Below are 23,905 nucleotides of genomic sequence, written 5' to 3' on the forward strand. Positions count from 1 at the left end.
AGCCGTGTTGACTCCGCTACTGTCGGCCGACTGGACGTTCGTCGTCGAGAACCTGCCGTACCTGTTCGGCGGGATAGTGCTGACTATCGCGCTGACGGCCGCCAGTATCCTGCTCGGCTTCCTCGCCGGATTCCCGGCGGGGACCGTCGAGGTGTACGGCGGCCGGTACGCCAGCGGCGCGGTCGAGAACGTCGGCGTCGTCCTCCGGGGCACGCCCATCGTCGTCATCCTGCTGTTCGCCTACTTCGGCACGCCCATCGAGAGCGCCTTCGTCGCGGCCGTCCTCGGTCTCGGACTGCGGAGCGGGGCCTACCAGTCCCAGATATTCCGGGGTGCGATTCAGAGCATCGACGAGGGCCAGATGGAGGCCGCTCGCGCCGTCGGGATGTCCCGATTCGAGGCGATTCGTCACGTCGTCGTCCCGCAGGCGCTCCGCCGGTCGATTCCGGGGTTCCAGAACGAGTTCACTATCGTTCTCAAGGACACGAGCGTCGCGTTCGCTATCGGTCTCTCCGAACTGCTGACCCGAAGTAACGACCTGTTCGTTCAGAACACGAACGCCGTGCTGGAGGTCATCCTGTTCGCCAGCGCGGTGTACTTCGTGCTGACGTTCGCCACGAACCGGACGTTGGATTACGTCGGCAACGTCTTCGCGATTCCCACTGGTGATTCCACATGAGTCTGCTACGCGTCGAGAATCTCTCGAAGAGTTACGGTGACGAACGCGTCCTCCGAGACGTGAGCTTCGAAATGGACCGGGGCGACGTCGAAGTCGTCGTCGGCCCGAGCGGGAGCGGGAAGTCCACGCTCTTGCGGTGCGTCAATCGCCTCACGGAGTACGACTCCGGCGACATCTACCTCGACGGGGACAGTACGACGGGTCCCGACGCGGACGTGAACGAACTTCGGCGAGACGTCGGGATGGTGTTTCAGGACTTCAACCTGTTCGCGCACCTGACCGCCCGCAAGAACATCACGCTCGGTCTCCGGCGAGTCAAGGGTCTCTCCAAGGAGGAAGCGCGGAGCGTTGCCGACGAACACCTCGATATGGTCGGACTCGCACCGCAGGCCGACTCCTACCCGGCCGAACTCTCGGGCGGCCAGAAACAGCGGGTCGGCATCGCCCGTGCGCTGGCGATGGACCCCAAACTGATGCTGTTCGACGAACCGACCAGCGCGCTCGACCCCGAACTCATCGGCGAGGTGGTCGGCGTGATGCGCGAACTGGTCGAGCGCGGGATGACGATGCTGGTCGTGACCCACGAGATGGGGTTCGCTCGGTCGGCGGCCAGCACCGTCACCTTCCTCGAAGAGGGTAATATCGTCGAGCGCGGTCCGCCGGAACAGTTGTTCGAGAACCCCGAGAAGGCGCGGACCGAGGAGTTCCTCGGTCGCCTCGACGAGGTCCACGGCGACCATGAGTGACGTCACTCGCCGCGCGACGGCGGCCCCGCGCTGGCGCTCGTACGGACTCCGCCAGTGGCTCGGCGTCGCGGCCGCGGCGCTGTTCTGGGGATGGCTCGTCTTCCGGTGGGTCAACGACCTGCTGCTCGGCGGGACCGTCGTTCCGCGCGGCCAGTCGCTAATTCCCGCCGAGACGTTCGCCGGAGTCGCCAGTTCGCTGTCGGCGACGGCCGACGCGCTCGGCGTCCTCGGCTGGCCGCTCTCGCAGGTCGCTGGGTTGTTCTCGTTCGTCGCGACCGGCGCGTCGGCGCTGCCCGCGTTGGCGGAGGGAGCGTGGCTGACCGTCGTACTGACCGTCACCACCATCGCGTTGGGGTTCGTCATCGCCGTTCCGCTCGCGGTCGCGCGTGTCTACGGCGAGAAGACGGCGTGGCTCTCGCTCGGGTACACCGAACTCATCCGCGGGACGCCGCTGCTGGCCCAACTGTTCGTCCTCTACTACGGTATGGGGCTGTCGGCGTGGATACGCGAACTCCCCCTCGTCGGCGTCGGCATCGTCCCCGGGCAGGCCGTCTGGGTCGCCATCATCGGCTTCACCATCAACGGCTCGGCCTACCAGTCGGAGTACATCCGGGCGGCCATCGAGGGCGTCGATTCCGGACAGTTGACCGCGGCCCGCGCCGTCGGGATGTCGAAACTCGCGGGAATTCGATACGTCGTTCTGCCGCAGGGGCTTCGCTACGCCATCCCGGGCTGGTCGAACGAACTGGTCTACCTCATCAAGTACTCGTCGCTGGCGGCGTTCATCACCGTGCCCGAACTGTTCGAGCGCGCCGACGCCATCGCGTCGGAGACGTTCGAGTTCACCACGATGTACGCGTTCGCCGCGCTGCTCTACCTCGGTCTCGTCCTCTCGGCGTCGAAGGTGATGTCGGCGGTGGAACGGCGGTTCGCCATCCCCGGCATCGGCAACGTCGAGGGCCGGGACCGGTAACGACTCGGTCCGGTGGACCCTGTTTCCGTAACCGGACCGACCGACGAGATTCCGATTGCCGATTTTCAATTTCCCGTTTCCGGCCGGTCAACGAGCGTGAAATTACCCGTCGATGAAGAATGGCGAGGACGGAACTTCTAATAGACAGTAATAATCACGGGGTAACGCATGGCACTCGAAAGTATCGACGCTGGTGTGTGGTCGCTCGTCCCCGCCATCCTCGCAATCTCGTTGGCGTGGACGACCCGAGACGCCCTCATCGGGCTGTTCGTCGGCGTAGCGAGTACCGGGCCGATTTACGGCGCGTTACGGCCTGGCGCGGACGCGGTCGGGGTTCCCCCCGACCTCGTCGGGACGCCCGTAGGCAACGCGCTCGGTGCGCTGTTCGGTCTCAAGTTGATTCCGACGCTCGTGGCGACCGCGCCGCTGTTCAGCGACGCGTGGTACGTCGAGAACGTCCTGCTCGCCATCTTCGCCATCGGCGGGATGATTGGCCTGATGATTCGGGCCGGGGCGATTCAGGGCGTGCTGGAGGCCCTCGCCGAACGGGCCGATTCCCCGGCGGACGCCGAGAAGGCGGCCTACATCGCCGGAGTCGCCGTCCACATCGACGACTACTTCAACTGCTTGGTGGTCGGGTCGATGATGCGCCCGCTGACGGACAAGTACGACGTCTCGCGGGCGAAGTTGGCCTACTACGTGGACTCGGCGGGGAGTCCGGCCGCCCGCCTCGCGTTCTACTCGACGTGGGGCGCGGCGCTCATCGGCTTCATCGGCGGCGGTCTCACCGAGGCCCAGCGTCAGAACGTCCTCCCCGAGAACATGGGCGGGTTCGTGCAGGGGACCGGCGAGAGCGCCAGCGCCGTGACCGCCGAAATCTGGCCGCTGTTCTTCAACAGCCTCTTCTTCGGCTTCTACTCGTGGATAGCGCTCGTCCTCGCGGGTCTCGTCGCGTGGCAGGTCTTCCCCAACATCTTCGGCATGGGGCGCGAGGAGTCGCGCGCCCGGTCTGGCGGCGGCGTCGTCGGCCCGGACCAAGACCCCATGATATCCGAGGAGATAGACGAGTACGAGATGTCGCCGGCCGCCGACCCCGACTGGCGCAACTTCGCCGTCCCGGTCGCTACCATGATTCTGGTCGGTCTCGGCGCGATGTTCTGGCGCGGCAGTCCCGTCGTCACCGTTCCCGGCGAGACCTCGAACCTCCTGTTCGCGCTCGGCGACTACCAGTTGTTGATTCCGCCCGCGGGACCGTGGGCGTTCAACATCGGCGGCGTCAAACTCGGTCTGGCGGCCACCGCGGCGCTCGTGGTCGCGGCGGTCCTCTACCGCCTGCGCGGGGACATCCCGAGCAACGACGAGGCGACCGACGCGATGGTCCGCGGGTTCAAGGGTATCTTCCTCGCGGCGCTCATCCTGACGCTGGCGTCGTCCATCCAGAACAGCGTCACCGTCCTCGGCATCTCCGGGTTCGTCACCGACTGGTTCCGGGGCGTCCCGGCCGGACTCGTCCCCGTGTTGCTGTTCTTCGCCACCGCGGGCATCAGTTTCGCCGACGGGAGTTCGTGGTCCACCTACGGCATCATGTTCCCCATCGCCATCCCCGTGGCGTTCACGACCGGCGCGAACCTGCCGCTCGTCCTCGGGGCGGTGTTCAGCGGCGGTATCTTCGGCGACCACTCCTCGCCCATCAGTGACACCACCGTCCTCGCGTCCTCGACCAGCGGGAGCGACCACCTCGTCCACGTCCGGACCCAGATTCCGTACGCGGTCATCACCGCGACCATCGCGGCGGTGCTGTTCGTCCTGTTCGGGTACGTCCTCCCGCAGGGCTTCGAGGTCATCCCGTACTGAGACCTCGCGCCGTCTCTTTTCGGGACGGCTACGGGACCGAACCGGCGCTACTGCGGCCTACGCCGAACGCTCGCCGAGTTTCGGCATCGGACTCCGCACGCTCTCGTTTGTCAGGGTCTCGTTGACGACTTCCCTGCCGATGGGACCCTCGAACTGGTAGAGTTCGTGGGCCTGCTCGCTCACGTTCCGGACGTGGGTCACGTTGACGCCGTTCCGTTCGCGCACCGCCACCGAGAGGTTCGTCGCCGCCCGCGCGGTCTGGTTAGCACGGAGTTCGACGATTCGCGCCCGAACGACGAACTCCGCCAGCGAGGTCCGGTACTCGCCTTCGGAGAGTTCGCCGTCGGCCCACGCGTCGGTGAGGTTCCCCCGGACGCCGGTGAGCGCGTCCAGATACGATTTGAGCGTCTCGGTCTCGTCGGCGACGACCGCCGCTCGCTCGGCGGGGGTGGTCGCGTTCGCCAGTCGGTCCGCGAGCGTTCGGTTCCAGAGTTCGCCTTGGAGGGCCGCTCCCTGTGCGCCGACAGCGCCGGCGAGTTGCTGGCCCGGCGAGACCGTAGTGGCGTTGCTCTCGTTGGTCGTCGTGTCGTCGTGGGGCCACGTCGACTGGCTCCCGCCGGCGTCGGCCGCGACCGCTCCCGTCGCACCGAGCAGGGCGACGCCGGCGAGTAGCAGGACGAAGGTGGGTTTCATCGGTCGTTTCCACGGGCCAGACGACCAATAAGCCGCCGTTACTGAACCCGAATTTACCCGAATTAAGGCGTATCAGGACTTGTGTTGCTCTTGGGCCAGCGCGAGTACGTTCTCCCTACCGAGCCTGAAGCTCTCTATCTTGCCCTGCTCGCGGAGGCTCCCGACGACCTGACTCGTCTTCGCCTCGGTCCAGCCGAGTTCGTCCACGACCGCCTTCTGCTTGACGCGGCCGCCCCGGCGTTCGAGCAGGCGGAGGACGCGCTCCTCGTTGCTTAGCAGGTCTTCCGGGGGTTCGTCGGCGGGTTCGTCGGCGCGCTCGTCGCGGTTCCGGTAGAACCACCAGCCGACCCCGGCGAGCGCGGCGAGGACCGCCACTGCGCCAGCCACCGCCGCCACGGTCGTCCACGGGACGTCCGGTCCGCCCGCGCCGGGCGCGGCGAGGACGATTCGGGGTTCGTTGCCCGCGAACTCGATGGGACCGCTCCAGACGACCGCTCGCTCGCGCTTCTCGTACCCGGTCTCGGGCTTGGGTTGAATCGTCGTGGCCTCGTAGCCTTCGGGCCACTTGACGAGCAGTCGCGTCTTCTCGTTGAGGATGAGTCCAGACAGCGAGTCGCCGACGCGGAGGCGGTCGTCCGAGACGGCGGCGAACCCGTGCCACCGGAACGAGTAGACCACCACGCCGTATCGCTGGGGGAACTCCCGGATTTCGGCCCGGACCGAGTAGTTCGTTCCCGTCATCTCCCGACCGGTGGACTGCTCGGCGCTGTGAATCGTGCTGTTCATCCGGGCGACGAACTGCTGGCTGTACTTGGTCGAGTTCTCCTCGATGTCGGCTTTGTACCCCCGGAACGCCGACGCCGTCTCGGGGTCGTCGAGGCGGGTGCGGTAGACGACCTGCCACGTCGCGGTCCCGTTCTCGGCCACCCGGACGTCGAGGACGACGGTGTCGGGGGTGACCTGTTGCACCTGTGACTGGGGCGACGCGTCCGCAGTCGCCCTCGCGTCGGCCGCGCTCGCCGTCTCACCCGCGGACGTGCCGACTGCGGACGTACCGACGGCGGGTGTGCCGACTGCGGTCGAGAGACAGAGAACCGCGACGAGCAGCGCTACGAACTGTCGTGCCCCCATTCGTCACGTACGTCCGACGCGCAAGGAAAAAGGGGTTGCGTCGTTTTTAGGGCGACGAGGGTGGTTCCACGGCCGATTTCTTTCCGGTACGGGCTGGTTACTCGGGTTAGGGCCGAGTTGCGGCGTTTAACTCGGATTAACTCGACCACAACCCGTCCTCAGGCCCAGTAATCGGCTTTCAGCGTTTGGGGGCTTGAAGCACCTGTCCGCCCTCCTACGAATCGGCGAGATAGCATGTCGAAGACGGAAACGCACACGGTCGATGCGGTGGAGTACGAGAGCGAGACACCCCTGCGCGTGCAGGCCGACTGGTCGGGTACCGAGACACTGGACTCGGCGATAACCTGCGCGATTTCGCGGGCGACCGACGCCTCGGTGACCGAACTCGCGCCCCTCTACGAGTACATGGACCCCGACGCGCTCCACGAGTTCGTCGCCTCGATGCGCGACCGGGAGACGGAGACGAGTATCACGTTCCAGTACGAGGGACACGACGTGACCGTCCGGGGCGACGGCGAGATACTGGTGTGGCCGCCCCGGTAGTCGTTCGGAATCAGTTTCAGAAGTCGGTCAGTCCGGCCTGACCGTCGTCGCCGTCGTCCCCGCTGGCTTCGGCCGCCGAGTCGTCGGCCTGCCCGCCCGAGTCCTCGTTCGCGTCGGCGTCGTCGCCGCGCTGGGACCCGAAACTGCCCTCGAACGCGCCCCCGGAGTGTTCCACGGCCGCCTTCTCGCGGAGGGTCTGGGCCTCCTCCACGATGTTCTGGACCTTGTTCGTGTCCTTGCCCGACCCGGTGACGAACGCGACGTGTTCGGCGTCGAGGTCGTACTTCGCGGTCATCGCGACGGTCATCTCGCGGTTCTTGCAGTGGTGGGTCATCGCCGCGAGGAACGGCATCATCTCCCGGCGAGCGGTGGACATGCTCACGCCCTCGGTCTCGGCTATCTTCCGGGCGACGTAGTCGCGCTTGCGCCGGTTGGCCTTCGAACTCCCGAGCTTTCGCCAGTAACTCGGCGGGCCGTACCGGGTTCGGCCGCCCTTCTCGCCGTCGCGAGACGCCGCGACCCCGGCCGCGATGTTGTCGGTGGCGTAGCGCCACATCGAGTAGTCCTGCGTGGCCCGGACCCGGCCGAGCCACTTGTCGGCGTTCGAGAGGAAGTCGTAGGCGGTGGCGAGTTCCGCCCCCTCGTAGTCTTTCGGCACGTTGTCCTCGACCCAGTTCAGCAGGTCGTCGGGGGTCTCGTCCACGTCGTAGGACTCCTGCAGCGCGCTCTGGGGGTCCTCCTCTTTGAACACCGCGTCGAGGAACTCGAAGATACCGCTGGTCCGGTCGCGCTCGCCGGTGACGTTCACGTCCTCCTCGGTGAGTCGCTCGCTGGTCTCGGCGATTGCCTGCAGGTCGTTGACCGCCGACCGGAGGTCGCCGTCGTTCTTATCCGCGATGGCCCGGAGCGCCGCCTTCTCGTACTCGATGCCCTCCTCCTTGCAGATGTGGCGGAGCGCGGGCACGATGGAGCGGGCGTAGACGTCCCGGAACTCGATGGTCTCGCAGTTGTTCCGGAGCGTCTTCGACATGTCGTAGAACTCGTTGGCGATGAGCACCATCGGCTGTCCGGCGTCCTTGACGACGTCGGTGATGGCCTTCGACCCGCCCCTATCGACGTTGCCGTGGAGGTTGTCGGCTTCGTCCATGATGACGAGTTGCCGCCCGTCGGCGCTCCCGGTGAGCGCCTGATTTTGGGCGGCCCCGCCCGCCAACTTCTCGACGACGTCCGCGGTCCGGGTGTCGCTGGCGTTCAACTCGATGGTCGGCCAGCCCATGTCGTTGGCCAGCGCGTGGGCGGCGGAGGTCTTGCCCACGCCCGGACTGCCGTGGACGATGACGGTGTCGCGGTGGTCGTCCCACGTCTCGGCCCACTCGCGCAACTGGTCGCGGGCCTTGTTGTTCCCGCGAATCTCGGAGAGGGAGGAGGGCCGATACTTCTCGGTCCAGTCGGTCATTGGAGGGAGGTAGGTGCGAGCGGTGTTTAGTGGTTGCGGAGAGCCACTCCGTTCGGTCGCCGGGGCCACGCCGACACGGATAAGTTCACCACGGCCCACCACTCCGGCATGGAAATCGCCGTCCTGTCGGTCGGGGACGAGATACTCGCGGGGGACACCGTGAACACGAACGCGTCGTGGCTGGCCGACCGCATCGACGAGCGCGGCGGGAGCGTCCGCCGGATTCTGACGGTCCCGGACGACCGCGCGGTCATCGCCGAGACCGTCCGGGAGTGGGCCGCGGCGTTCGACGCGGTCGTCGTCACCGGAGGCATCGGCGGGACGCCCGACGACGTGACGATGGAGGGGGTCGCCGACGGTCTCGACCGGGACCTCGCCGTGGACCGCGACGAGCGCGCCCGCCTCGAGGAGAAGGCCCGGCAGTTCCGCGAGGAGAACCCCGAGATGACCGAGGAGTACGACCTCGAACTGGACCTCGACGCCGCGGCGTCGCTCCCCGATGGGTGTCGGGCGCTGGCCACCGACGCCGGGTGGGCACCCGGTTGCGTCGTCGAGAACGTCTACGTCCTTCCGGGCATCCCCGAGGAGATGAAAGCGATGTTCGAACTGGTGGCCGAGGAGTTCGGCGGCGACGTGGTCTCCCGGACGCTCTACACCCCCGAACCGGAGGGCGCGCTCGGCGACCGCCTGAGCGAGGTCCGCGAGCGCTTCGACGCGTCGGTCGGGAGCTATCCCGGCGTCGGTTCGACGCCCGGCCGACTGAAGGTGACCGGAACCGACGCCGAGACGGTCGCGGCCGCGACGGACTGGCTTCGGGACCACGTCGAGACCACCGACCCGCCCGAGTCCGACGCCGACGATTGAGGTGTCAATCCTGACCGACGACCGAGGCGACCGTCCCGACCGACGGCCCGGGAGTGTCACCGGGTACCACTCTCGGACAACGCTTTTCATCGAGGCCTCCGACGATTCCGGCATGTTCCCGGAGCGCATCGAGACCGACCGACTGGAACTGACCGCGCTGACGGCTGAGACCGTGGACGTGCTGGCGTACTACGACGTTTGCTCCGGAAACTCCGGCGACGACATCGAGACCGTGACCGAGTACCTGCCGTGGGACCCTCACGAGACGCCGAAGGAGACCGCGGAGTTCCTCGACCGTCTCGGAGAGCAACGTGAGGCGGGCGAGAACGCCGAGTTCGTGGTTCGGCCCGAATCGGACAACCGCATCGCTGGTGCGGTCGGTCTCTGCCCGGACTGGGACCGCCGCACGGCCGAACTCGGCATCTGGCTCCGCGAACCCTACTGGGGCCGGGGGTACTACGGCGAGGCGTTCGCCGAACTCGCCGGAGTCGCGTTCGACCGCCTCGACCTCGAAGCGGTCGAAATCGTCCACCGTCACGGCAACCGCAACTCCCGGCGCGCGACCGAGAAGTTCGTCGAGCGGTTCGGCGGCAGACACGAGGGTCGCCTCCGGAACTACTGGGTCGGTCCCGGCGGTCCGGCCGACGCCCACCGCTACACCGTCACGCGCGCGGAGTACGATGCGGCGGGCGAACCTGACGAGGGGGTCCGAGCGTGAGCGAGAGCGGCCTGTTCCCGGAGCGAATCGAGACCGACCGCCTACTGTTAGAGCGACTCTGCCACGAGAACGTCGATACCCTCGCGTTCTACGACTGCTTCGCGGCGGGCGTCGCCGACGAGCAGGTGTTCGAGTACGTTCCGCAGGACCCGTGGCACACGCCGAAGGAGGCCCACGACCGCATCGACGACGCCGAGGAACGCTGGCGGGAGGGCACCGCCGCGGAGTACGCGGTGCGACCGACGGAGGCCGAACCCCGTGCGGGGGAAATCGCGGGTACCGCGCATCTCCACTGCGAGTGGGAGCGCCGAACCGGACGACTCGGACTCGTCCTGCGCAGACCGTTCTGGGGCCGGGGTTACTCCGGTGAGCGAGCAGATGCCCTGATGGAACTGACCTTCGACCGCCTCGGTCTCGAACTCGCCACGGCGGGGTTCAACGAGGGCAACGAGCGGTCCGAGCGCGCCATCGAGAAGTACGTCGAGCGATTCGGCGGGCAGTACGACGGCGTCCTTCGAAACTGGGTCCCTATGGGCGACGAGGTGGACGACCTGCACCGCTACACGGTCACCCGCGAGCAGTGGAACGAAGCGACGAAGGGGGATTGACGAGAACCGACCGCACATGACCGACGAACGCTTCGACGTTCACGACCACCGGCACGCGCTGAAACTCCGCAAGGACACCGGCGACACCCAGTTCTGGGAGAACCGGAAGGCTCTCGACTGCCCGGCCTGCGGCGACGCCTTCTCGGACCTGCTGATATCCGAGAAACGCAACAACAGTTTCAACTCGCCCGACGGTCGGTTCTGCGTCGTGCGCGAGTCCGACCGGATTCTCCTCTTCACCCACTGAGTTCGCCGACGCCGCCGACGCCGAACGCGTCGCCCGCGACGACGTCGCCGCCCTTGACGACCGTCCTCGGGTCGCGAACCGCGCCGATGTCTTCGAGCGGGTCGTCGTCGAGCACGAGGAAGTCCGCGAAGGCTCCGGGTTCGAGGACACCGGCGTCTTCCAGTCCGACGACTTCCGCCGCCCTGCCGGTCATGGCGACGAGCGCGTCGTGGGGGTCCATCCCGTACTCCACCATGAACGAGAGTTCGGTCGCGTTCGTGCCGTGGTAGTTGAACGGCGTCCCGGCGTCGGTCCCGCCGACGATATCGACGCCCGCCTCGACGGCGGCCGCGAACGATTCGAGGTGGCGCTCGTACACGTCGTTGGTCTTCTGGAGCGCGTCGTCGGTCGCGTGGTCGGCGTTCCGGACGATGTGGTAGGGGGCCGAGAGGGTCGGTACCAGCACCACGTCCTCGGCCACGAGCAGGTCGATGGTCTCCTCGTCGAGGAACGTCCCGTGTTCGATAGTGTCCACGCCCGCCTCGACGGCGGCCCGCGCGCCCGCCGCGCCGTGGGCGTGGGCCGCCACGTGGACGCCGCGGCGGTGGGCCTCGTCCACCAGCGCCGCCATCTCCTCGTCGGTGAACGCCGGAGTGCCGGGGTCCGTGCCGGGGGTCGTCACCCCGCCGGTCGCCATGAACTTGATGAACTCCGCGCCGCGCTTGACCTGCTTGCGGACCGCTCGCCTGCACTCGGTCGGTCCGTCCACCTCTTGCCCGAGGTGGTGGCCGTGTCCGCCCGTGATGGTGATGGACCGGCAGTTGGCGGTCATGCGTGGACCGGCCACCTCGCCGTTGGCGACGTACTCGGCGAGGACGACGTCGAGGTCGCGTGCGCCCATCGCGCGGACGCCAGTGACGCCGGATTCGAGGGTCTTCCGGGCGTTGCCGACCTCGGTCAGCAGCAGTTCGGCGTCGTTCATCGCCACTACGTCGGCGACGGTGGCCTCGCCGGACAGCGAGAAGTGGACGTGCGCGTCCACCAGTCCCGGCACGACGGTCTTCCCGGAGAGGTCGTAGACCGGTTCGTCGCCTCCGGGGTCGGCCTCGCCCACCGCACCGACTCGGCCGGACTCGGGGTCGAACCGGAGCGACGCTTCCTCGAAGCGTTCGCCCCTCCCGTCTAGCACGCGGACGTTGCGAAGAATCATTTGTAGGACGTTTCCGACCCTCTCTCTTGAATCCCGCGAATAGTGGTTTCACGTGGCACGTTTCTGTCCGTCCACGTCCTGACTCCGTAGTATCTGAATGTAACCGCGCCGGCGCGGGCCACAAGATACTCCCGTCGGCGGTGGGACGCCGAGGATATGTCCACGGCAGAGCGGACGACACGGAAGACCGACGGACTCGTCGGGCGCGCCACGCTGGCCCGCGGTACGACTGCGGGCGTCGGAGCGTGGTTGCTCGGCTATCTGGTCGTCTACGTCTCGAAGTCGGCGGCCGTCTCGGAGGCACTGCGGGGCGTCGGGTTCGTCTCCCGACTGCTCGGCGGCGAGGGCGTTCCGGCGTGGAAGGGCGTGACGTGGCTCTTCCTGAACGCCCACTTCGTCGCCACGCGGTTCCCGACCATCGCCGGCGGGACCCGCACGGCGAACTTCGTGACCCGGGAAGGCGGGTCGGCGCTGACGCTTGCGCTCCCGGTCGTGTTGTTGCTCGCCGCGGGCGTCGTCGCGACGTACGGTCGTCGCGGCGGACTCGCCGAAGGGGCCGCGGCGGGTGCCACCGTCGCGCTCGGGTACCTCCCGCTCTCGGCGGTGGCGGCGTTCGCGACCACTCACGCCATCGGGACCACCGAGGCGACTATCTCGGCCGACCCGGTGACCGGTGTTCTGCTCGCGGGCACGGTCTACCCCATGGTCCTCGGCGCAGTCGGTGGAATCGCTGTCGGGTTACTGGATTGAACGCGACGCTCGAACGGGCGTCGGAACCGCCGCTCCGAGTGGCGTCGTTTCGACGGACACGGCCGCCGACGGGTCGGCCGAGTACAGTTCTCGGTTAGCGAGTACTTCCGCGGAGCTAATCGACTACTACCTCTCGGAAAGCAGAGCAGGAACATCGCTGGCCGCCGATTACGGGGCGCGAGAGGACGAGTAAGGGCAGACGAAGAATGGACGCTTGGGAATAATATGAAAAACGTTCACACATCACTAAAGGCCGGGCGTGTAACTGGTTTTCGATGCAGAAGTTGTGCAAGTACTGCGGACAGGAACAGCCAGTCGTGGAGACAGTCTCGTGGCAACTGAACCTGTGTAGCGAGTGCGGGAACTCGATAGAGAGCCAGTAACCCCGATTCGTGGTCGCGGCTACTCCAATTTCCGGGCCACCATTTCTCCCCAGTGCTCGAAGCCGTGTCGCTCGTAGAACGCCGCGGCGCGGTCGTTCTCGCGGTCCACGTCGAGGACGAGACGGTCCAGCGGCAGGTCCTGTTCGGCCGCGAACTCCACGGCGGCGTCCATCAGGTCGTCCGCGACGCCGGTGCCGCGGTACTCCGGCCGGACGTAAATCTCGTTCAGGACGGCGGCGTCCCATATCATCGCCAGTTGCTGGGGGAGGACGAAGACGTAGCCGGCGAGCGCCGGTGTCCCCTCTTCCGAAGCGCGGTCTCCGGTGGCTTCGTCGGCGTTCGCCTCGTCGGGTGTCGCTCCGTCGGCGGTCGTCCGGTCGGGTTCCACCGCCGCGACGGTCACGCACCGCGGGTCGTGTTTCGTACACCAGAACACCCAATCGAGGTATCGCTCGCCGTACTCCTCGGTGAGTTTCGCCTCGTACGTCTCCCGCTTGTCGTCGTCGCCCGTGCCGGTTCCGAGACCTAACTCGAACCCTCGCTTGAGGTCCCACAGGTCGCGGGGGTCGCGGTCGGGGTCGTACTCGCGGAGTCGAACGTTCTCGGCGTCGGTCATACTCCGCGGTTGGCGGACGAGGTTGTTAGCAGTTGTGAGTCGGGACCGTGTGATTTTCCTCCGGTGGGACTCCTCTGACTCAGTCACGTCGCTCCATCCACACTCGGAGACCGACCACCGTGTATCCGGTCAGTGCGAGGAGTGCGCGCTCGCCGGTGTAGGCGACGGGAAAGAGGCGCTCGACGGTGCCCGATTCGGACCCCTTCTTCGGGTCGATGCCCGTGCTGTAGTGGGTGTTCTCGGTCGTCCGCACTGGGTCGGAGTTACCGCCTCCGCCACCGCCGGAACCGCCTCCGCCCGAACCGCCACCGCCGGCCCCCGCTTCGCCTCCCGCGCTGGCCGACGTTTCGGGGGCGAACGCCTCGACCAGCGCCTCGAAGTCCACGTTCACGAGCGTCTGGACGAACCCCTCCTCGGTCGAGTAGTACAGTTTCCCCGAGAAGGTGTAGAAGCGGTCGTGGACCGGGTAGAACAGGTTCACGCCGTTGAAGAACGCGTCGAGGCCGATACCCGCGAACGTGACCGCGACGATGGTGACCCACGCGACTCGGACGCCGCGCGCGCCCCACCGCGAACGGACGACGGACCGTTCCCGTCGTCGCAGGTCCGCCCAGAGCAGGACCCCCCCGAGCAGTGGTACCAGCAGCGTGTGGAACGCCGCCCGGTGCGCGCCCGGTATCCAGAACCCCAGAAACACGTCGAAGTCCACGAGCGCGGTGGCCGCCATCACCACCGCCACGGCCTTTCCGTCGAACTGTTCTGCGAGCAGGGCGGTCCCGACCAGACCGGCGAGCGCGACGTGGACGACCGTCGATGGCATTCGTGGTAATCGTGAACGTGACCCGTTATCAGTGTCCCGGTGCGTTCGTCGCCCGTCGAACCCGAACTTCGACACGTTTTTTGCTCCGGAGCGTCGCAGTCGAACCCATGACCGAAGCCACCGACCCCCGCGAGGACCTCGCCGAGCGAATCGCGGGCGAGATAACGCTCAGCGACGACCCCGGCGCGACCCTCCGCAAGTGGCGGACCGACTTCGGGGTCTCCCAGACCGACCTCGCCGACCAACTCGACGTCTCCTCGTCGGTCGTCAGCGACTACGAGAGCGGTCGCCGGGCGAGTCCGGGCATCGGCGTCGTCGAGCGGGTCGTGACCGGCCTGCTCGACATCGACGAGCGCCGGGGCGGCGACCGCATCCGCCAGTACGCCCGGGTCCTGTCGGCCGGGTTCGAGAGCGACATCGTCAACGACCTCCGGGAGTACCCCACCACGGTGCCGCTCGACCGGTTCTACGACGCGGTGGGCGCGACCGAACTCGCGGGCGGCGACCAGCAACACGTCACCGGCCACACCGTCATCGACAGCATTCAGGCCATCACCCGACTCTCCAGCGAGGAGTTCTACCGGCTCTACGGCCAAAGCACCAGTCGGGCGCTGATGTTCACCAACGTCACCCGCGGCGAGTCGCCGCTGGTCGCCATGCGCGTGGTGAACCCCACGCCCAACGCGGTGGTCCTCCACGGACTCGACCGCGAGGACCTCTGGGAACACGCGCCGAAGATGGCCCGCCTCGACGGGTTCTCGCTGGCGATTACGAACGAACCGATAGACGACGTGTTGCACTCGCTCCGCGAACTCCCCTGAACGCCGCCTCCGTCTTCCGTGTCCTGCCCTCCGCCGTTCATTTCTTTTCTTCTCCGCTTTCCCTCCCACCTCCTATCCTCCGTCTTCGGGGGCCGTCCCGCCGCCGTCCGGACGTACCGCTGTTCGGACCTGCCGCCGTCGGACGCCCGTCGGACCTTCGGTTCTGACCTCCGGCTAAAATATATTTTAGATAACACTTTTCGGTGGGTAGCTCCAATCCCGTTTGTATGCCAGACGCCAACCCCCGACCGACGTTCGGCACCCCGCACGAGTTCGATAGCGGCCAAGGGTTCAGTAGCGGACGCGAATCCGGTAGCGGACACGAACACGGGTCGTCGCCAGAGGCCGACCCGGAACTGACTAAAACCGGTACGACGACCGTCGCCGTGGCGGCCGACGACGCGGTGGTCGTGATGGCCGACCGGCGCGCCAGCGCGGGCGGCCGGTTCGTCACGAGCAAGGACACCCAGAAGGTAGAGCGAGTCCACCCCACTGCCGCCGTCGCGCTCTCGGGCGCGGTCGGAAGCATTCAGGACTACACCCGGCGACTTCGCTCCCACGCCGACCAGTACGAAATCCGGCGCGGCGACCCGCCGAGCGTGGACGCCTTCGCCACCTACGCGGGGAACCTCCTCCGCAACGGTCCCTACCGTATGGTCCGCCCGGTGCTGGGCGGCGTCGATAGCGAGGGGCCGCACGTCTACGACCTCGACGGCGGCGGCGCGGTCCTCGAAGCGCCCTACGCCGCCAAGGGGAGCGGAACCCAGTTCGCGCTCGGCGTCCTCGAACGCGAGTTCAGACCCGGATTCGGCGTCGAGCAAGCGACCGACGCCGCGGCCCGCGCCGTGGCGAGCGCCATCGAGCGCGACACCGCGAGCGGAAACGGCGTGACCGTGGCCGAAATCACCGCGGACGGCGCGACCATCGAGGCCCACGACGACCCCGCCGCACTGTACGAGGGCGAACGGAACTCCGCCGCGCCGGAATCGACGGACGACGCCGAGGAGGTGGCCTGATGCAGGGCGACCAGCAGGGCTACGACCGCGGGACGAGCATCTTCTCGCCGGACGGTCGGCTGTATCAGGTCGAGTACGCCCGCGAGGCGGTCAAGCGCGGCAGTTCGAGCGTCGGCGTCCGGACCGACGGAGGTGTCGTCCTCGCCGCCAGACGACGAGTGCGCTCGCCGCTGATGGACGCCGAGAGCGTGGAGAAACTCCATCAGGTGGACGACCACCTCGGCGTCACCTCCGCGGGCAACGCGGCCGACGCCCGCCGACTCGTGGAGTTCGCCCGACAGACCGCCCAGCGCGACCGCCTGGCCTACGACGAACCGATGCCGGTCGAACCGCTCGCGAAGGAGGTCGCCGACCGCGTGCAGGAGTACACGCAGTCCGGCGGCGCGCGCCCGTACGGGACCGCCCTTCTCGTCGGCGGCGTCACGGACGGGCGGCCCGCGCTGTACGAGACCGACCCCTCGGGGACCCCCTCGGCGTGGGACGCCGCGGCCATCGGCGGGGAGAGCGAGGAGATTCGGCAGTTCCTCGAAGCCGAGTACGTCGCGGACGCGGACCTCGACTCGGGCGTGGACCTCGCACTGGAAGCGCTCGCGGCCCCCGACGACGCGACGTTCTCGCCCGCCGAGGTTGCGGTCGGTACCGTGACGGCGGAGTCGGGGTACCGAACGCTCCCGACCGGGGAACGCCGAAACGCGCTCGACGCGCTCGGACTGCTCGACGAGGACGGCGGTCCGCAGGCGTCCTGAAACGCGCTCACCCCGACACGTCAATTCGATAACCGCATGCTTATCTTACGCCCGGATAGAGTCGAACTATGCGCCGCCGCGCCCTCCTCGCGACCCTCGGAACCGCCCTGTTCGCTGGCTGTGAGTCGAAGACCACCGACCGCGTCGCCGAACCCGACGACACGGCGACGGAGACGTACGCCGGGACGACGCTCTCTGAACCGAAACCGACCCCGAAACCGCCGGAGTCTGTCTCGCCCGAGTCGGCCGAACGGTTCGTCCGGGAGTACGAGCGCGCCACCGTCTACAACCAACTGCTCCCGGGCAACCCCGACGAGAGTGGAGGCGTCGAGGTAGACCCCGGCGGGTGCGGCGGTGCGAAGTCCATCGACGTCGAAGAGCCGACGACTCGCGTCCTGTTGACCGACGACGTCGGCGTCTACGTCGCGTCCGCTATCAGCGGTCACGTCCAGCACGTCTGTCCGGGGAGCCGGTCTTCGAGCGGGACCCGGAACCACAACTTCGTCACGCACTACGTCGGTCCGGACCGCCACGTGGCGATTCCCTACAACTTCTACCAGTGCGCCGGTCCGGAGGAACCCTACGTCAGTTCTCGGGCGACCGAGAACGCCACCCTCGACACGGACGACGACGGGTACCGGGAGGCGGCACCGCTGAAGATTCAGTTGTACGACTTCCACCCCGACGACCCCGCCGTGGCGGTCTGGCTCACTCACGTCGGGAGCGGCGACCGCGTGCTCGCAGACACGTACTCGACTGACCTCTTGTTGACGGTCGTCGCCAACCTCGCGGTGCGCACGGGAACGTACCGACTGGTGGCGCGCCTCGCGGACGGAACGAGCGTCACCCGCGAGTTCGACGCGGCCGGTCCGTCGGCCCCCGGGTGGAACGGGACCTGTGTCTACGTGACCCCCCAGAAGGACCTCCGGGCGCTCGTGGTCGAACCCGAGGACGGACTCGGAATCCCGACGTCGAGGTGTCACGAGTCGCTGGCGCGTGCGGAAACGACCACCGAGGAGTAGCCCCGCGTCCGCCGAGTCGCGTTCTCGAACGACGTCGCGCAGTTCGCCCACTGCGACCCCGTGCTGTCCTACGCAGGTGGGTCTGCGTCGTCACCGAACCCACTCCCGTAGGCCTCGACGACTTCCGTGACGGTGACTTCGTACGCGTCGTACCACTCCGTCCACCGCTGTTTCGCCCGTTCGTGGTCGGAGTCTGCTCCGAACGATTCGAGCGCGTCCAGCGACTCCCAGTAGTACACGACGAGAACCTCCTCGCTCTCCGGGGCGTGCCACGTCCGCTTGCCCAGATAGCCCTCCGTGTCCTCGGCGGCCGCTTGTATCGCGTCGTTCAACTCGTGGAACTCCGCATCGTACTCTCCCGGGTCGAGGCGGAACGTAACGAGATACATCAGTACGTTTTCTCCCTCTCTATTTCGAGCGTGTATACCTACTGGATTGTACCAAAACCGTTCGAAGGAGGACGAAACCGGCGCTCCCCCGACCCCGTGTCCCGGCACGCACGTCGGTATTTCATATAGCGAGAAATAATTTACAGGAACCGAGCGCGACGGACGCTCCGCTCTCGAACTCGGAGGTGACAGCGCTCAGTCGTCGAAGAGAGCGGAAAGAAGGGAAGCAGCGACGGAACTTACGACGCCTGCCGAATCTCCTCGACGTCCCGGCGGCGCGTCCCGGCGACCGACAGGTCGCCGGTGACGAACAGGTCCAACACCTCGTCGTCCAATTCCGCGCTGACGCGGACGCACCACGGGTCGTCGGAGACGACGGTCTCGCGCCACTCCTCGCCGACGTTCCAGATGGGCCGGTCGCGCACGTTCAGCGCGTGGTCGTGAAACAGCGAGACGACCGCGGGGTGTTCGAGGACCGCGAGGGTCACCGGGGCGCGGAGTCGGCACCCGCACTGCCGGCAGTCGAGGCGGACCTGCGCCCGGTCGCCGCCGGTCTCGGGCAACTGCTCGGTCACCGACTCCGGGGGCGCGGCCAGCACGGCGTCCATCGTGGCGGCGCACTCGGGACACACCCCGTCGGACATCACCGAGAGGCGGTGGCGGTGGTGGCGGTCGAACGCGTCGAGCAGGCGCTCGGGGTCGCGGTCCCGGCGCGCGCTCGGCGGAAACGGCAGCGTCAGGACCGCGCGCTCGCAGTCCTCGCAGGCCACGGTGACGTAGTTGGCCTCGCAGACCGCCGCGAGTTCGCCCGACTCGCAGAGCGGGCAGGGGTCGCCGGTCGCCACAGGGCCGAACGAGACGCGGTCGGTGTAGGTCCCGGCGCTGATGGCGCGGGCGACCTGTAGTCCGGCGTAGGTCAGCGCGTACTCGTCGTCCTCGGCTTCGAGGAACAGGTCGGTCAACTGCCGGAGGTGGTAAGCGAACCCCGCAGTGGTGTCGGCGGGACTCGCCTCGAACAGTTCCGAGAACGTCATGGTCCGGCCGGAGACGAGTTCGTCACCCTCACCGGAGTCGCCAACCAGCGTACGGAGGACCGACATCCGCACCTCGTTGCCCAGCGCCTCGAACGCGTCGCTGGCCTCGGCCGATTCGACTTCGGGTCCGGACGAGTCTGCGCCGCGCTCGGACTCGGCGATTCGTGCCCCTTCCGACTCGGGGTCGGCACGCGTCGCGCCACCCGTGCCCTCCGTGCCAACGTCGCTCATGCAGAGACACTCGGGGGCCCTCGTTTATAAGGACTCTGACGGCGGCGGTTTCGGCTTCGAACGCCGAACCGAGTTCTCGGGGCTTAGAGCCGCGGTTCAGGCGCGGAGGGTCCGCCGTGACGGTAGCGGGCGTTCGCGCTCCTCGTCGACGTTAACGCGCCGGTCTCGACGACTGGAATCGGTGGGCGGAGCGGGAGGAACAGAGCCTGAGGAAAGTCGGGAATCGGAGAGGGAAGAAGCGAAGACGGACGCTCTAACTCGCTACTCCACGAAGTCGTAGAGACGCTCGTTCATCCGACCGCGGCCCGTGAACACGAACTCGCCGTCCGGCACCGTGAAGTCCTCCATCTCGATGGTCTTGTCGTGGTTGTGGCGGTCGTGGACGTTCTCGTACTCCTCGAACGAGAGGTCGTAGCGACTCTCGATTTGCTCGTCCACGTTGAGCTGTTCGATTTCGTCCTTCCAGCCGTCTCGGACGGTCTCGGCGTGGATTTCGGCCTGCGCGCCGGAGCCGTACGAACCGACGAGCAGGCGTTCGCCCGCGAGGTCGAGTCCGGCCTCTGCCGCGCTCTTGAGCGCGGAGGCACGGGCGATGTGGACCGACCCGGTGTACCAGTTGCCGACCTGCCGCGCGATGGAGAGGGTCGGTTCGATGACCTCGCCGTACCACTCCTGATACTCGGCGGTCGATTTGAGGTCGTCCATGTGGTTCCGGATGGCCTCCTCGTAGGTCTCCCGGTCCTCGTAGTCCTCTTCGCGAGGCTGGAGACCGATATCCTCGGCGAGTTCCTCCTCGACGGACGTGTTCCGAATCATGTGGCGGTAGCCCAGCAGGCCCGCCTTCCGGACCATTCCGGGGAACGGCGTGTGGAACGGGATGTACGCGAAGTCTTCGGGGTGGGACGCGCCGGCGACCGACTCGTAGTCCTCCAGCGCCTCGCGCATCCGGGCCAGATACACCTGCATCGAGCGCTTGCCGTCCACGCTCGGGAACTGCTGGTTGGGCTTGAGGAAGTCGGTCTCGTCGGCGCTGCCGTACCCTTGGTCGGTCGAGAGTTCGACCAGACTGGGGTCCTCGGTGATGAGCATCGCGACCGCGCCCGCGCCCTGCGTGGCCTCGCCAGGGTCCCCGCGGGCGTAGAGCGCGGTGTCGGTGGCGACGACCAGCGCGGCCCGGCCGCGGTTCCGGCCCGCCTTAATCCAGTTGTAGGCGTCGTCCAGACTCTGGGTCCCCGCGATGCAGGCGAACTTGCGCTCGCCCTTGTTGGCGTGGTGGAAGTCTTCGTCGTAGACTTGTTCGAGGCACCCTGCGATGTACGTCGATACCGGCTTGGAGTTGTCGAACGCCGACTCGGTCGCCACGTCGATGCGGCCGATGTCGTCGGGGGTCAGTCCCTTGCGGTCCATCAGGCGATGGGCGGCGTTCGCGCCCATCGTCACGATGTCCTCGTGGGCGTCCGGGAACGAACTCGCGTGCAGACCGAGTCCCTTGGTGTACTTCTCGGGGTCCTCGCCCTTCTCGGGCGCGAACGTCTCCGCGAGGTCGAGTTTGAGCTTCCCCGTCCAGATTTCGATGGCGTCGATACCGACGGCTGTCATGTCTCTGTCTCCGGTGACCGGCTATATGATTTTGTCGATACCCGTTTCGACGAACGTCGAATATCGTGCCCGAACCATCGGGCGTCGAGTTACGCGTTGACCGTGAACGTCGTCGTCTTCGTCTCGCCGTCCGCGGTCTCGTAGTAGACCGTGACGGTAGCACGCCGACCCTGCATATCGACCGGGTCGCCGTTGTTCTTCCGGAACTCGAAGAACTGGACGACGGCCGTGTCGCCGCTGCCGACGGTCGCCCGACTGGCGAGCGATATCCGTTCACCCACGGCCCACCCCTCGCGCCTGTCGGTCGTCGAGTCGGAGTTCCCGTCCCCGTCGACGTCGATTTCGACCTCGCCGACGCCGCTCTCCGTCTCGCGAATCCGTTTGCCCGGACCCTGAGTACTGTTGACCTTCACGGCGGTCAGGTCGGCGGCGTCCGACAGTTCGTTGCGTAGTTCGACTTGCAACACGGACCTGACGCCGGACTGGGTCCCTTCGACCGTCCTGGACTCGCCCGTGTACGTGACACCGGCGGTACCGCCGCCGCCGTCGCCGAAGTTACGTACGTCGATAGTCAACGCGTCGCCACTTCCGCCGCTCGAACCGTAGACGCGCACCTCTCCGTTCCCTTCCGCGCGAACTGTCACCGTCGTCGTTCCGTCGGGACCGGTCGTGCCGATTGCACTTCCCGAGACGCTCGCGACCGAGGTGTCGCTCACGGAGAACGCGACGTCCGCGTTCTGGGCGGTCGGGTCCGTCCCGACGGTGAGCGTCACCGTCTCCGAGGCACTGGCGTCCCACGTGCAGGTCTCGTCGCTGTCGCAGGTGAGGGCGTTCCCGTTGTCCGCGTCGCTCTCGGCCTCACGCCAGTCCACTCGATACGCGTGGTCGCCCCCGCCTGTATCGGACTGACCGCGCACGTGAACCTCGTAGGGCACTGTTTCGGCGGCGGTGGACCCCTCCGTGTCGTCGTCGTCCGGTCCGTCGAACCCGAGCGCGAACGTGTCTGTCCCCGTTCCGCCCGCGTCGGCGGTCGGGTCGTAGGTGAACACCGCTCGCCCTCGGTCGTCCGTCGTCACCGTCGTGTCGGACGGGTCGCCGGTCTCGGCGTCGTAGAGGTCACCGCCGCTCGGACTGTCCGTGACCGTCACGCTGACGCCGCTGACCGGATTGTTGAACTCGTCTCGGACCTCGGCGACGACGCGCTGGGTCCCGTCCGCTCGAACGGTGGCCCCGTTCCCCTCCACGTCGACCGCGTACGTGGCTGTCGGTTCGTTCACGTCGGACCCGACGCCGACCTTCGCCAGTCGTAGTTCGTAGACGCCGGGTTCCAGCGAGATGCGGACGCGGTCCGAACCGGCGTCCTCGACGGCCGTCACGTGCTTGCCGGGGTCGTCTTCCTCGGGGTCGCGCTCGCCTTCGAGCAGTTCACGCCACTCGGTGACGCTCAGTTTCGTCGGGACGACCACTGCGAGTTCCTCGCCGTCTTCGTTGCGGACCGTCACGGTCCGGGTCGCCGAACTGACCGGCCGGATGTTCACGCTCGCGGTCCCGCTGCTCGACTTCGAGAGACTCCCGCCCAGCGCCACCAGCGAGACGGTGTTACCGCGGACGAGTCGCTGGCCCGCCTCGATTCGGTTCGCGTCGTCGAACCGGTTGTAGAGGACGCCGTTTCGGTAGACGGTCGTCGGCGGGTCCTGATAGACGTGGTAGAGCGGTTCGTAGGTCACTCCGCGGGTCCGAAAGCTCCGGTCGTCTCCGTTCCAGTAATCGCCGGTCTCGCCCGCCGCCTTCGCGTTCACGAGGCGGACATCGGCGGGTGACGTGGTGGCCAGCGTCCCCGAGGGCGGTGCGGGATTGACGAAGAACGCCCGCACGGGGTACCGGGTGCCGAGGGCGACCGACGCCGACCCGCCGCTTCCCGTGACGGCGGTCCGGAGGAGTTCGTCCCTGAAGTCCTGTAGCTGGCTCTGAACCTGCTGGTTGTGGTTGAACTCCACCTGCTCGTTCTGCTGGGGGACGACCGAGGCCTGATACGTCGAGAGCAGGACGATGAGTACCGCGAACAGCAGCACCGTCCCTATCTGGACCGTGACGCCGCGGTCGTCGGTTCGCAGTCGCACTACTCGGTTGGTTTCAGGGTGGACAGATAAAAATAGCGCCTGCGCGGTCCTACTCGTCTTCCTCGTCTTCCTCTTCGACGACTTCGGGGTCGCTCATGGCGCTCTGGAGGCTGTCGAGACCGTTGACCCACTCGGTGACGAGTCCGTATTCGAGTTCCTCGGTGACCGACATGTCGAGTTCCTCGCCGTCGATGATGCGCGTCCCGGCCGCCGCGACCAGTCCGAGCGCGGAGTCGAGGTCCTCGCCCTCCTCGGCGCGGCCCGCTTCCACGACGTACTCCTCGACGGTGCCCTCGTCGGCGGGACCGTCGGCGACGTACTGCTCGGCCGCGTAGAAGACGCAGACGAGACTCGTCTGGACGCCGTCGATGAGCATCGCTTTCTCGTCGCTCTCGAACTCCACTTCGTCGAGGACGACCTCGCGGATGTCCGTGAGTTCGTCCAGCGCCTCCTCTTCGTCGATGTCGCCGTCGTCGTACGCGATGACTATCTTCGCGACGGCGATAGCGACGTCGTCTTGGAGGTTGAGGAGAAGACGTGCGGAGTCCTCGTCCTCGGGGTCGATTTCCTCCTCCCGAATTCGGTCGAGCCAGTTCTGCCAGCGTTCGTCGGAGTAGAATTCCTCCGGAGGCGCGCTCATATCCTTTCCGAGTGTTG

25 protein-coding genes are annotated in these 23,905 nt (G+C 67.2%); 14 read left to right on the plus strand and 11 right to left on the minus strand.

Annotated features, from left to right (window positions below):
• Positions 1–4: 4 nt before the first annotated feature.
• The 4 genes from FXF75_RS04730 (at position 5) to FXF75_RS04745 (ending at position 4,252) form a co-directional block, all read left to right on the plus strand.
• The gene (locus FXF75_RS04730) at positions 5–679 is read left to right on the plus strand and encodes an amino acid ABC transporter permease (protein WP_375335518.1); all 675 of its coding nucleotides are present in this window, start codon (positions 5–7) and stop codon (positions 677–679) included.
• Entirely contained in the window at positions 676–1,425 is a 750-nt protein-coding gene (locus tag FXF75_RS04735) for an amino acid ABC transporter ATP-binding protein (RefSeq protein WP_163520355.1), read from the plus strand. Before FXF75_RS04730 ends, FXF75_RS04735 begins: the two co-directional genes overlap by 4 nt.
• A complete protein-coding gene (locus FXF75_RS04740) occupies positions 1,418–2,398 on the plus strand; it encodes an amino acid ABC transporter permease (RefSeq protein WP_163520356.1) in 981 nt (326 codons plus the stop codon). Before FXF75_RS04735 ends, FXF75_RS04740 begins: the two co-directional genes overlap by 8 nt.
• A 168-nt stretch (positions 2,399–2,566) precedes the next feature.
• A complete protein-coding gene (locus FXF75_RS04745) occupies positions 2,567–4,252 on the plus strand; it encodes a Na+/H+ antiporter NhaC family protein (RefSeq protein WP_163520357.1) in 1,686 nt (561 codons plus the stop codon).
• A gap of 57 nt (positions 4,253–4,309) precedes the next feature.
• On the opposite strand, the gene FXF75_RS04750 is transcribed toward FXF75_RS04745, so the two are convergent.
• Both FXF75_RS04750 and FXF75_RS04755 read right to left on the minus strand, forming a co-directional pair.
• Positions 4,310–4,945, minus strand: a complete 636-nt coding sequence (locus FXF75_RS04750; RefSeq protein ID WP_163520358.1) for a hypothetical protein — start codon at positions 4,943–4,945, stop codon at positions 4,310–4,312.
• 72 nt (positions 4,946–5,017) lie between these two features.
• Entirely contained in the window at positions 5,018–6,076 is a 1,059-nt protein-coding gene (locus FXF75_RS04755; RefSeq protein ID WP_163520359.1) for a hypothetical protein, read from the minus strand.
• Between the two features lie 234 nt (positions 6,077–6,310).
• On the opposite strand from FXF75_RS04755, the gene FXF75_RS04760 reads away from it, so the two are divergent.
• Positions 6,311–6,619, plus strand: coding sequence for a HalOD1 output domain-containing protein (locus FXF75_RS04760; RefSeq protein ID WP_163520360.1), 309 nt, complete (start codon positions 6,311–6,313; stop codon positions 6,617–6,619).
• Positions 6,620–6,635: 16 nt separating this feature from the next.
• On the opposite strand, the gene FXF75_RS04765 is transcribed toward FXF75_RS04760, so the two are convergent.
• Positions 6,636–8,075 carry a replication factor C large subunit gene (locus FXF75_RS04765; RefSeq protein ID WP_163520361.1) on the minus strand — a complete coding sequence of 480 codons (1,440 nt, stop codon included), beginning with the start codon at positions 8,073–8,075 and terminating at the stop codon, positions 6,636–6,638.
• Positions 8,076–8,183: 108 nt separating this feature from the next.
• Here FXF75_RS04765 and FXF75_RS04770 point away from each other — a divergent pair, with 108 nt between their 5' ends.
• The 4 genes from FXF75_RS04770 to FXF75_RS04785 all read left to right on the plus strand — a co-directional run bounded on the left by FXF75_RS04770 (position 8,184) and on the right by FXF75_RS04785 (position 10,512).
• Complete coding sequence (locus FXF75_RS04770; RefSeq protein ID WP_163520362.1) at positions 8,184–8,939, plus strand: molybdopterin-binding protein; 756 nt, start codon at positions 8,184–8,186, stop codon at positions 8,937–8,939.
• A 112-nt stretch (positions 8,940–9,051) separates the two neighbouring features.
• Positions 9,052–9,657, plus strand: a complete 606-nt coding sequence (locus FXF75_RS04775; RefSeq protein ID WP_163520363.1) for a GNAT family N-acetyltransferase — start codon at positions 9,052–9,054, stop codon at positions 9,655–9,657.
• An 11-nt stretch (positions 9,658–9,668) separates the two neighbouring features.
• A complete protein-coding gene (locus FXF75_RS04780; RefSeq protein ID WP_163521113.1) occupies positions 9,669–10,265 on the plus strand; it encodes a GNAT family N-acetyltransferase in 597 nt (198 codons plus the stop codon).
• A 16-nt stretch (positions 10,266–10,281) separates the two neighbouring features.
• Positions 10,282–10,512, plus strand: a complete 231-nt coding sequence (locus FXF75_RS04785; protein WP_163520364.1) for a flagella cluster protein — start codon at positions 10,282–10,284, stop codon at positions 10,510–10,512.
• Here the strand turns inward: FXF75_RS04785 and FXF75_RS04790 are convergent.
• Positions 10,502–11,701: an amidohydrolase family protein gene (locus tag FXF75_RS04790; protein ID WP_163520365.1), complete on the minus strand. Its 1,200-nt coding sequence runs from the start codon at positions 11,699–11,701 to the stop codon at positions 10,502–10,504. The two genes, FXF75_RS04785 and FXF75_RS04790, sit on opposite strands and share 11 nt — an antisense overlap.
• A gap of 156 nt (positions 11,702–11,857) precedes the next feature.
• On the opposite strand from FXF75_RS04790, the gene FXF75_RS04795 reads away from it, so the two are divergent.
• Positions 11,858–12,451: a transporter gene (locus FXF75_RS04795; RefSeq protein ID WP_163520366.1), complete on the plus strand. Its 594-nt coding sequence runs from the start codon at positions 11,858–11,860 to the stop codon at positions 12,449–12,451.
• A 402-nt stretch (positions 12,452–12,853) separates the two neighbouring features.
• On the opposite strand, the gene FXF75_RS04800 is transcribed toward FXF75_RS04795, so the two are convergent.
• Positions 12,854–13,450 (minus strand): N-acetyltransferase, encoded by a 597-nt coding sequence (locus FXF75_RS04800; RefSeq protein ID WP_163520367.1) that lies wholly within the window; start codon positions 13,448–13,450, stop codon positions 12,854–12,856.
• Between the two features lie 79 nt (positions 13,451–13,529).
• On the minus strand, positions 13,530–14,270 hold the full coding sequence (locus tag FXF75_RS04805; protein WP_163520368.1) for a metal-dependent hydrolase: 741 nt from the start codon (positions 14,268–14,270) through the stop codon (positions 13,530–13,532).
• 107 nt (positions 14,271–14,377) lie between these two features.
• Here FXF75_RS04805 and FXF75_RS04810 point away from each other — a divergent pair, with 107 nt between their 5' ends.
• From FXF75_RS04810 to FXF75_RS04825, 4 genes are all read left to right on the plus strand, one after another.
• A complete protein-coding gene (locus FXF75_RS04810) occupies positions 14,378–15,091 on the plus strand; it encodes a helix-turn-helix domain-containing protein (protein WP_163520369.1) in 714 nt (237 codons plus the stop codon).
• A 227-nt stretch (positions 15,092–15,318) separates the two neighbouring features.
• The gene (locus tag FXF75_RS04815) at positions 15,319–16,107 is read left to right on the plus strand and encodes a proteasome subunit beta (RefSeq protein ID WP_163520370.1); all 789 of its coding nucleotides are present in this window, start codon (positions 15,319–15,321) and stop codon (positions 16,105–16,107) included.
• Positions 16,107–16,853: an archaeal proteasome endopeptidase complex subunit alpha gene (gene psmA / locus FXF75_RS04820; protein WP_163520371.1), complete on the plus strand. Its 747-nt coding sequence runs from the start codon at positions 16,107–16,109 to the stop codon at positions 16,851–16,853. Before FXF75_RS04815 ends, psmA begins: the two co-directional genes overlap by 1 nt.
• 68 nt (positions 16,854–16,921) lie before the next feature.
• Complete coding sequence (locus tag FXF75_RS04825; protein ID WP_163520372.1) at positions 16,922–17,875, plus strand: hypothetical protein; 954 nt, start codon at positions 16,922–16,924, stop codon at positions 17,873–17,875.
• A gap of 68 nt (positions 17,876–17,943) precedes the next feature.
• Here the strand turns inward: FXF75_RS04825 and FXF75_RS04830 are convergent, their stop codons facing one another.
• The 5 genes from FXF75_RS04830 to FXF75_RS04850 all read right to left on the minus strand — a co-directional run bounded on the left by FXF75_RS04830 (position 17,944) and on the right by FXF75_RS04850 (position 23,888).
• Positions 17,944–18,264 (minus strand): antibiotic biosynthesis monooxygenase, encoded by a 321-nt coding sequence (locus FXF75_RS04830; protein ID WP_163520373.1) that lies wholly within the window; start codon positions 18,262–18,264, stop codon positions 17,944–17,946.
• Positions 18,265–18,503: 239 nt separating this feature from the next.
• On the minus strand, positions 18,504–19,529 hold the full coding sequence (locus FXF75_RS04835) for a helix-turn-helix transcriptional regulator (RefSeq protein WP_163520374.1): 1,026 nt from the start codon (positions 19,527–19,529) through the stop codon (positions 18,504–18,506).
• Positions 19,530–19,790: 261 nt separating this feature from the next.
• On the minus strand, positions 19,791–21,128 hold the full coding sequence (gene hmgB, locus FXF75_RS04840) for a hydroxymethylglutaryl-CoA synthase (RefSeq protein ID WP_163520375.1): 1,338 nt from the start codon (positions 21,126–21,128) through the stop codon (positions 19,791–19,793).
• 89 nt (positions 21,129–21,217) lie between these two features.
• The gene (locus tag FXF75_RS04845; RefSeq protein WP_163520376.1) at positions 21,218–23,248 is read right to left on the minus strand and encodes a hypothetical protein; all 2,031 of its coding nucleotides are present in this window, start codon (positions 23,246–23,248) and stop codon (positions 21,218–21,220) included.
• 49 nt (positions 23,249–23,297) lie between these two features.
• Positions 23,298–23,888, minus strand: coding sequence for a DUF2150 family protein (locus tag FXF75_RS04850; RefSeq protein ID WP_163520377.1), 591 nt, complete (start codon positions 23,886–23,888; stop codon positions 23,298–23,300).
• Positions 23,889–23,905 lie beyond the last annotated feature (17 nt).

The sequence above is a fragment of the Halorussus sp. MSC15.2 genome, assembly GCF_010747475.1.
In the GTDB taxonomy this organism is placed as follows: Archaea; Halobacteriota; Halobacteria; order Halobacteriales; family Haladaptataceae; genus Halorussus.

Bases quoted from the DNA above. Each gene is read 5' to 3' on its own strand.
- FXF75_RS04795 (WP_163520366.1), top strand. From the start codon at position 11,858: ATGTCCACGGCAGAGCGGACGACACGGAAGACCGACGGACTCGTCGGG.
- FXF75_RS04755 (WP_163520359.1), bottom strand. From the start codon at position 6,076: ATGGGGGCACGACAGTTCGTAGCGCTGCTCGTCGCGGTTCTCTGTCTC.
- FXF75_RS04825 (WP_163520372.1), top strand. From the start codon at position 16,922: ATGCGCCGCCGCGCCCTCCTCGCGACCCTCGGAACCGCCCTGTTCGCT.
- FXF75_RS04835 (WP_163520374.1), bottom strand. From the start codon at position 19,529: ATGAGCGACGTTGGCACGGAGGGCACGGGTGGCGCGACGCGTGCCGAC.
- FXF75_RS04760 (WP_163520360.1), top strand. From the start codon at position 6,311: ATGTCGAAGACGGAAACGCACACGGTCGATGCGGTGGAGTACGAGAGC.
- FXF75_RS04815 (WP_163520370.1), top strand. From the start codon at position 15,319: ATGCCAGACGCCAACCCCCGACCGACGTTCGGCACCCCGCACGAGTTC.
- FXF75_RS04740 (WP_163520356.1), top strand. From the start codon at position 1,418: ATGAGTGACGTCACTCGCCGCGCGACGGCGGCCCCGCGCTGGCGCTCG.
- FXF75_RS04790 (WP_163520365.1), bottom strand. From the start codon at position 11,701: ATGATTCTTCGCAACGTCCGCGTGCTAGACGGGAGGGGCGAACGCTTC.
- FXF75_RS04770 (WP_163520362.1), top strand. From the start codon at position 8,184: ATGGAAATCGCCGTCCTGTCGGTCGGGGACGAGATACTCGCGGGGGAC.
- FXF75_RS04850 (WP_163520377.1), bottom strand. From the start codon at position 23,888: ATGAGCGCGCCTCCGGAGGAATTCTACTCCGACGAACGCTGGCAGAAC.
- FXF75_RS04830 (WP_163520373.1), bottom strand. From the start codon at position 18,264: ATGTATCTCGTTACGTTCCGCCTCGACCCGGGAGAGTACGATGCGGAG.
- FXF75_RS04745 (WP_163520357.1), top strand. From the start codon at position 2,567: ATGGCACTCGAAAGTATCGACGCTGGTGTGTGGTCGCTCGTCCCCGCC.
- FXF75_RS04735 (WP_163520355.1), top strand. From the start codon at position 676: ATGAGTCTGCTACGCGTCGAGAATCTCTCGAAGAGTTACGGTGACGAA.
- FXF75_RS04785 (WP_163520364.1), top strand. From the start codon at position 10,282: ATGACCGACGAACGCTTCGACGTTCACGACCACCGGCACGCGCTGAAA.
- FXF75_RS04800 (WP_163520367.1), bottom strand. From the start codon at position 13,450: ATGACCGACGCCGAGAACGTTCGACTCCGCGAGTACGACCCCGACCGC.
- psmA (WP_163520371.1), top strand. From the start codon at position 16,107: ATGCAGGGCGACCAGCAGGGCTACGACCGCGGGACGAGCATCTTCTCG.
- FXF75_RS04765 (WP_163520361.1), bottom strand. From the start codon at position 8,075: ATGACCGACTGGACCGAGAAGTATCGGCCCTCCTCCCTCTCCGAGATT.
- hmgB (WP_163520375.1), bottom strand. From the start codon at position 21,128: ATGACAGCCGTCGGTATCGACGCCATCGAAATCTGGACGGGGAAGCTC.
- FXF75_RS04750 (WP_163520358.1), bottom strand. From the start codon at position 4,945: ATGAAACCCACCTTCGTCCTGCTACTCGCCGGCGTCGCCCTGCTCGGT.
- FXF75_RS04810 (WP_163520369.1), top strand. From the start codon at position 14,378: ATGACCGAAGCCACCGACCCCCGCGAGGACCTCGCCGAGCGAATCGCG.
- FXF75_RS04805 (WP_163520368.1), bottom strand. From the start codon at position 14,270: ATGCCATCGACGGTCGTCCACGTCGCGCTCGCCGGTCTGGTCGGGACC.
- FXF75_RS04775 (WP_163520363.1), top strand. From the start codon at position 9,052: ATGTTCCCGGAGCGCATCGAGACCGACCGACTGGAACTGACCGCGCTG.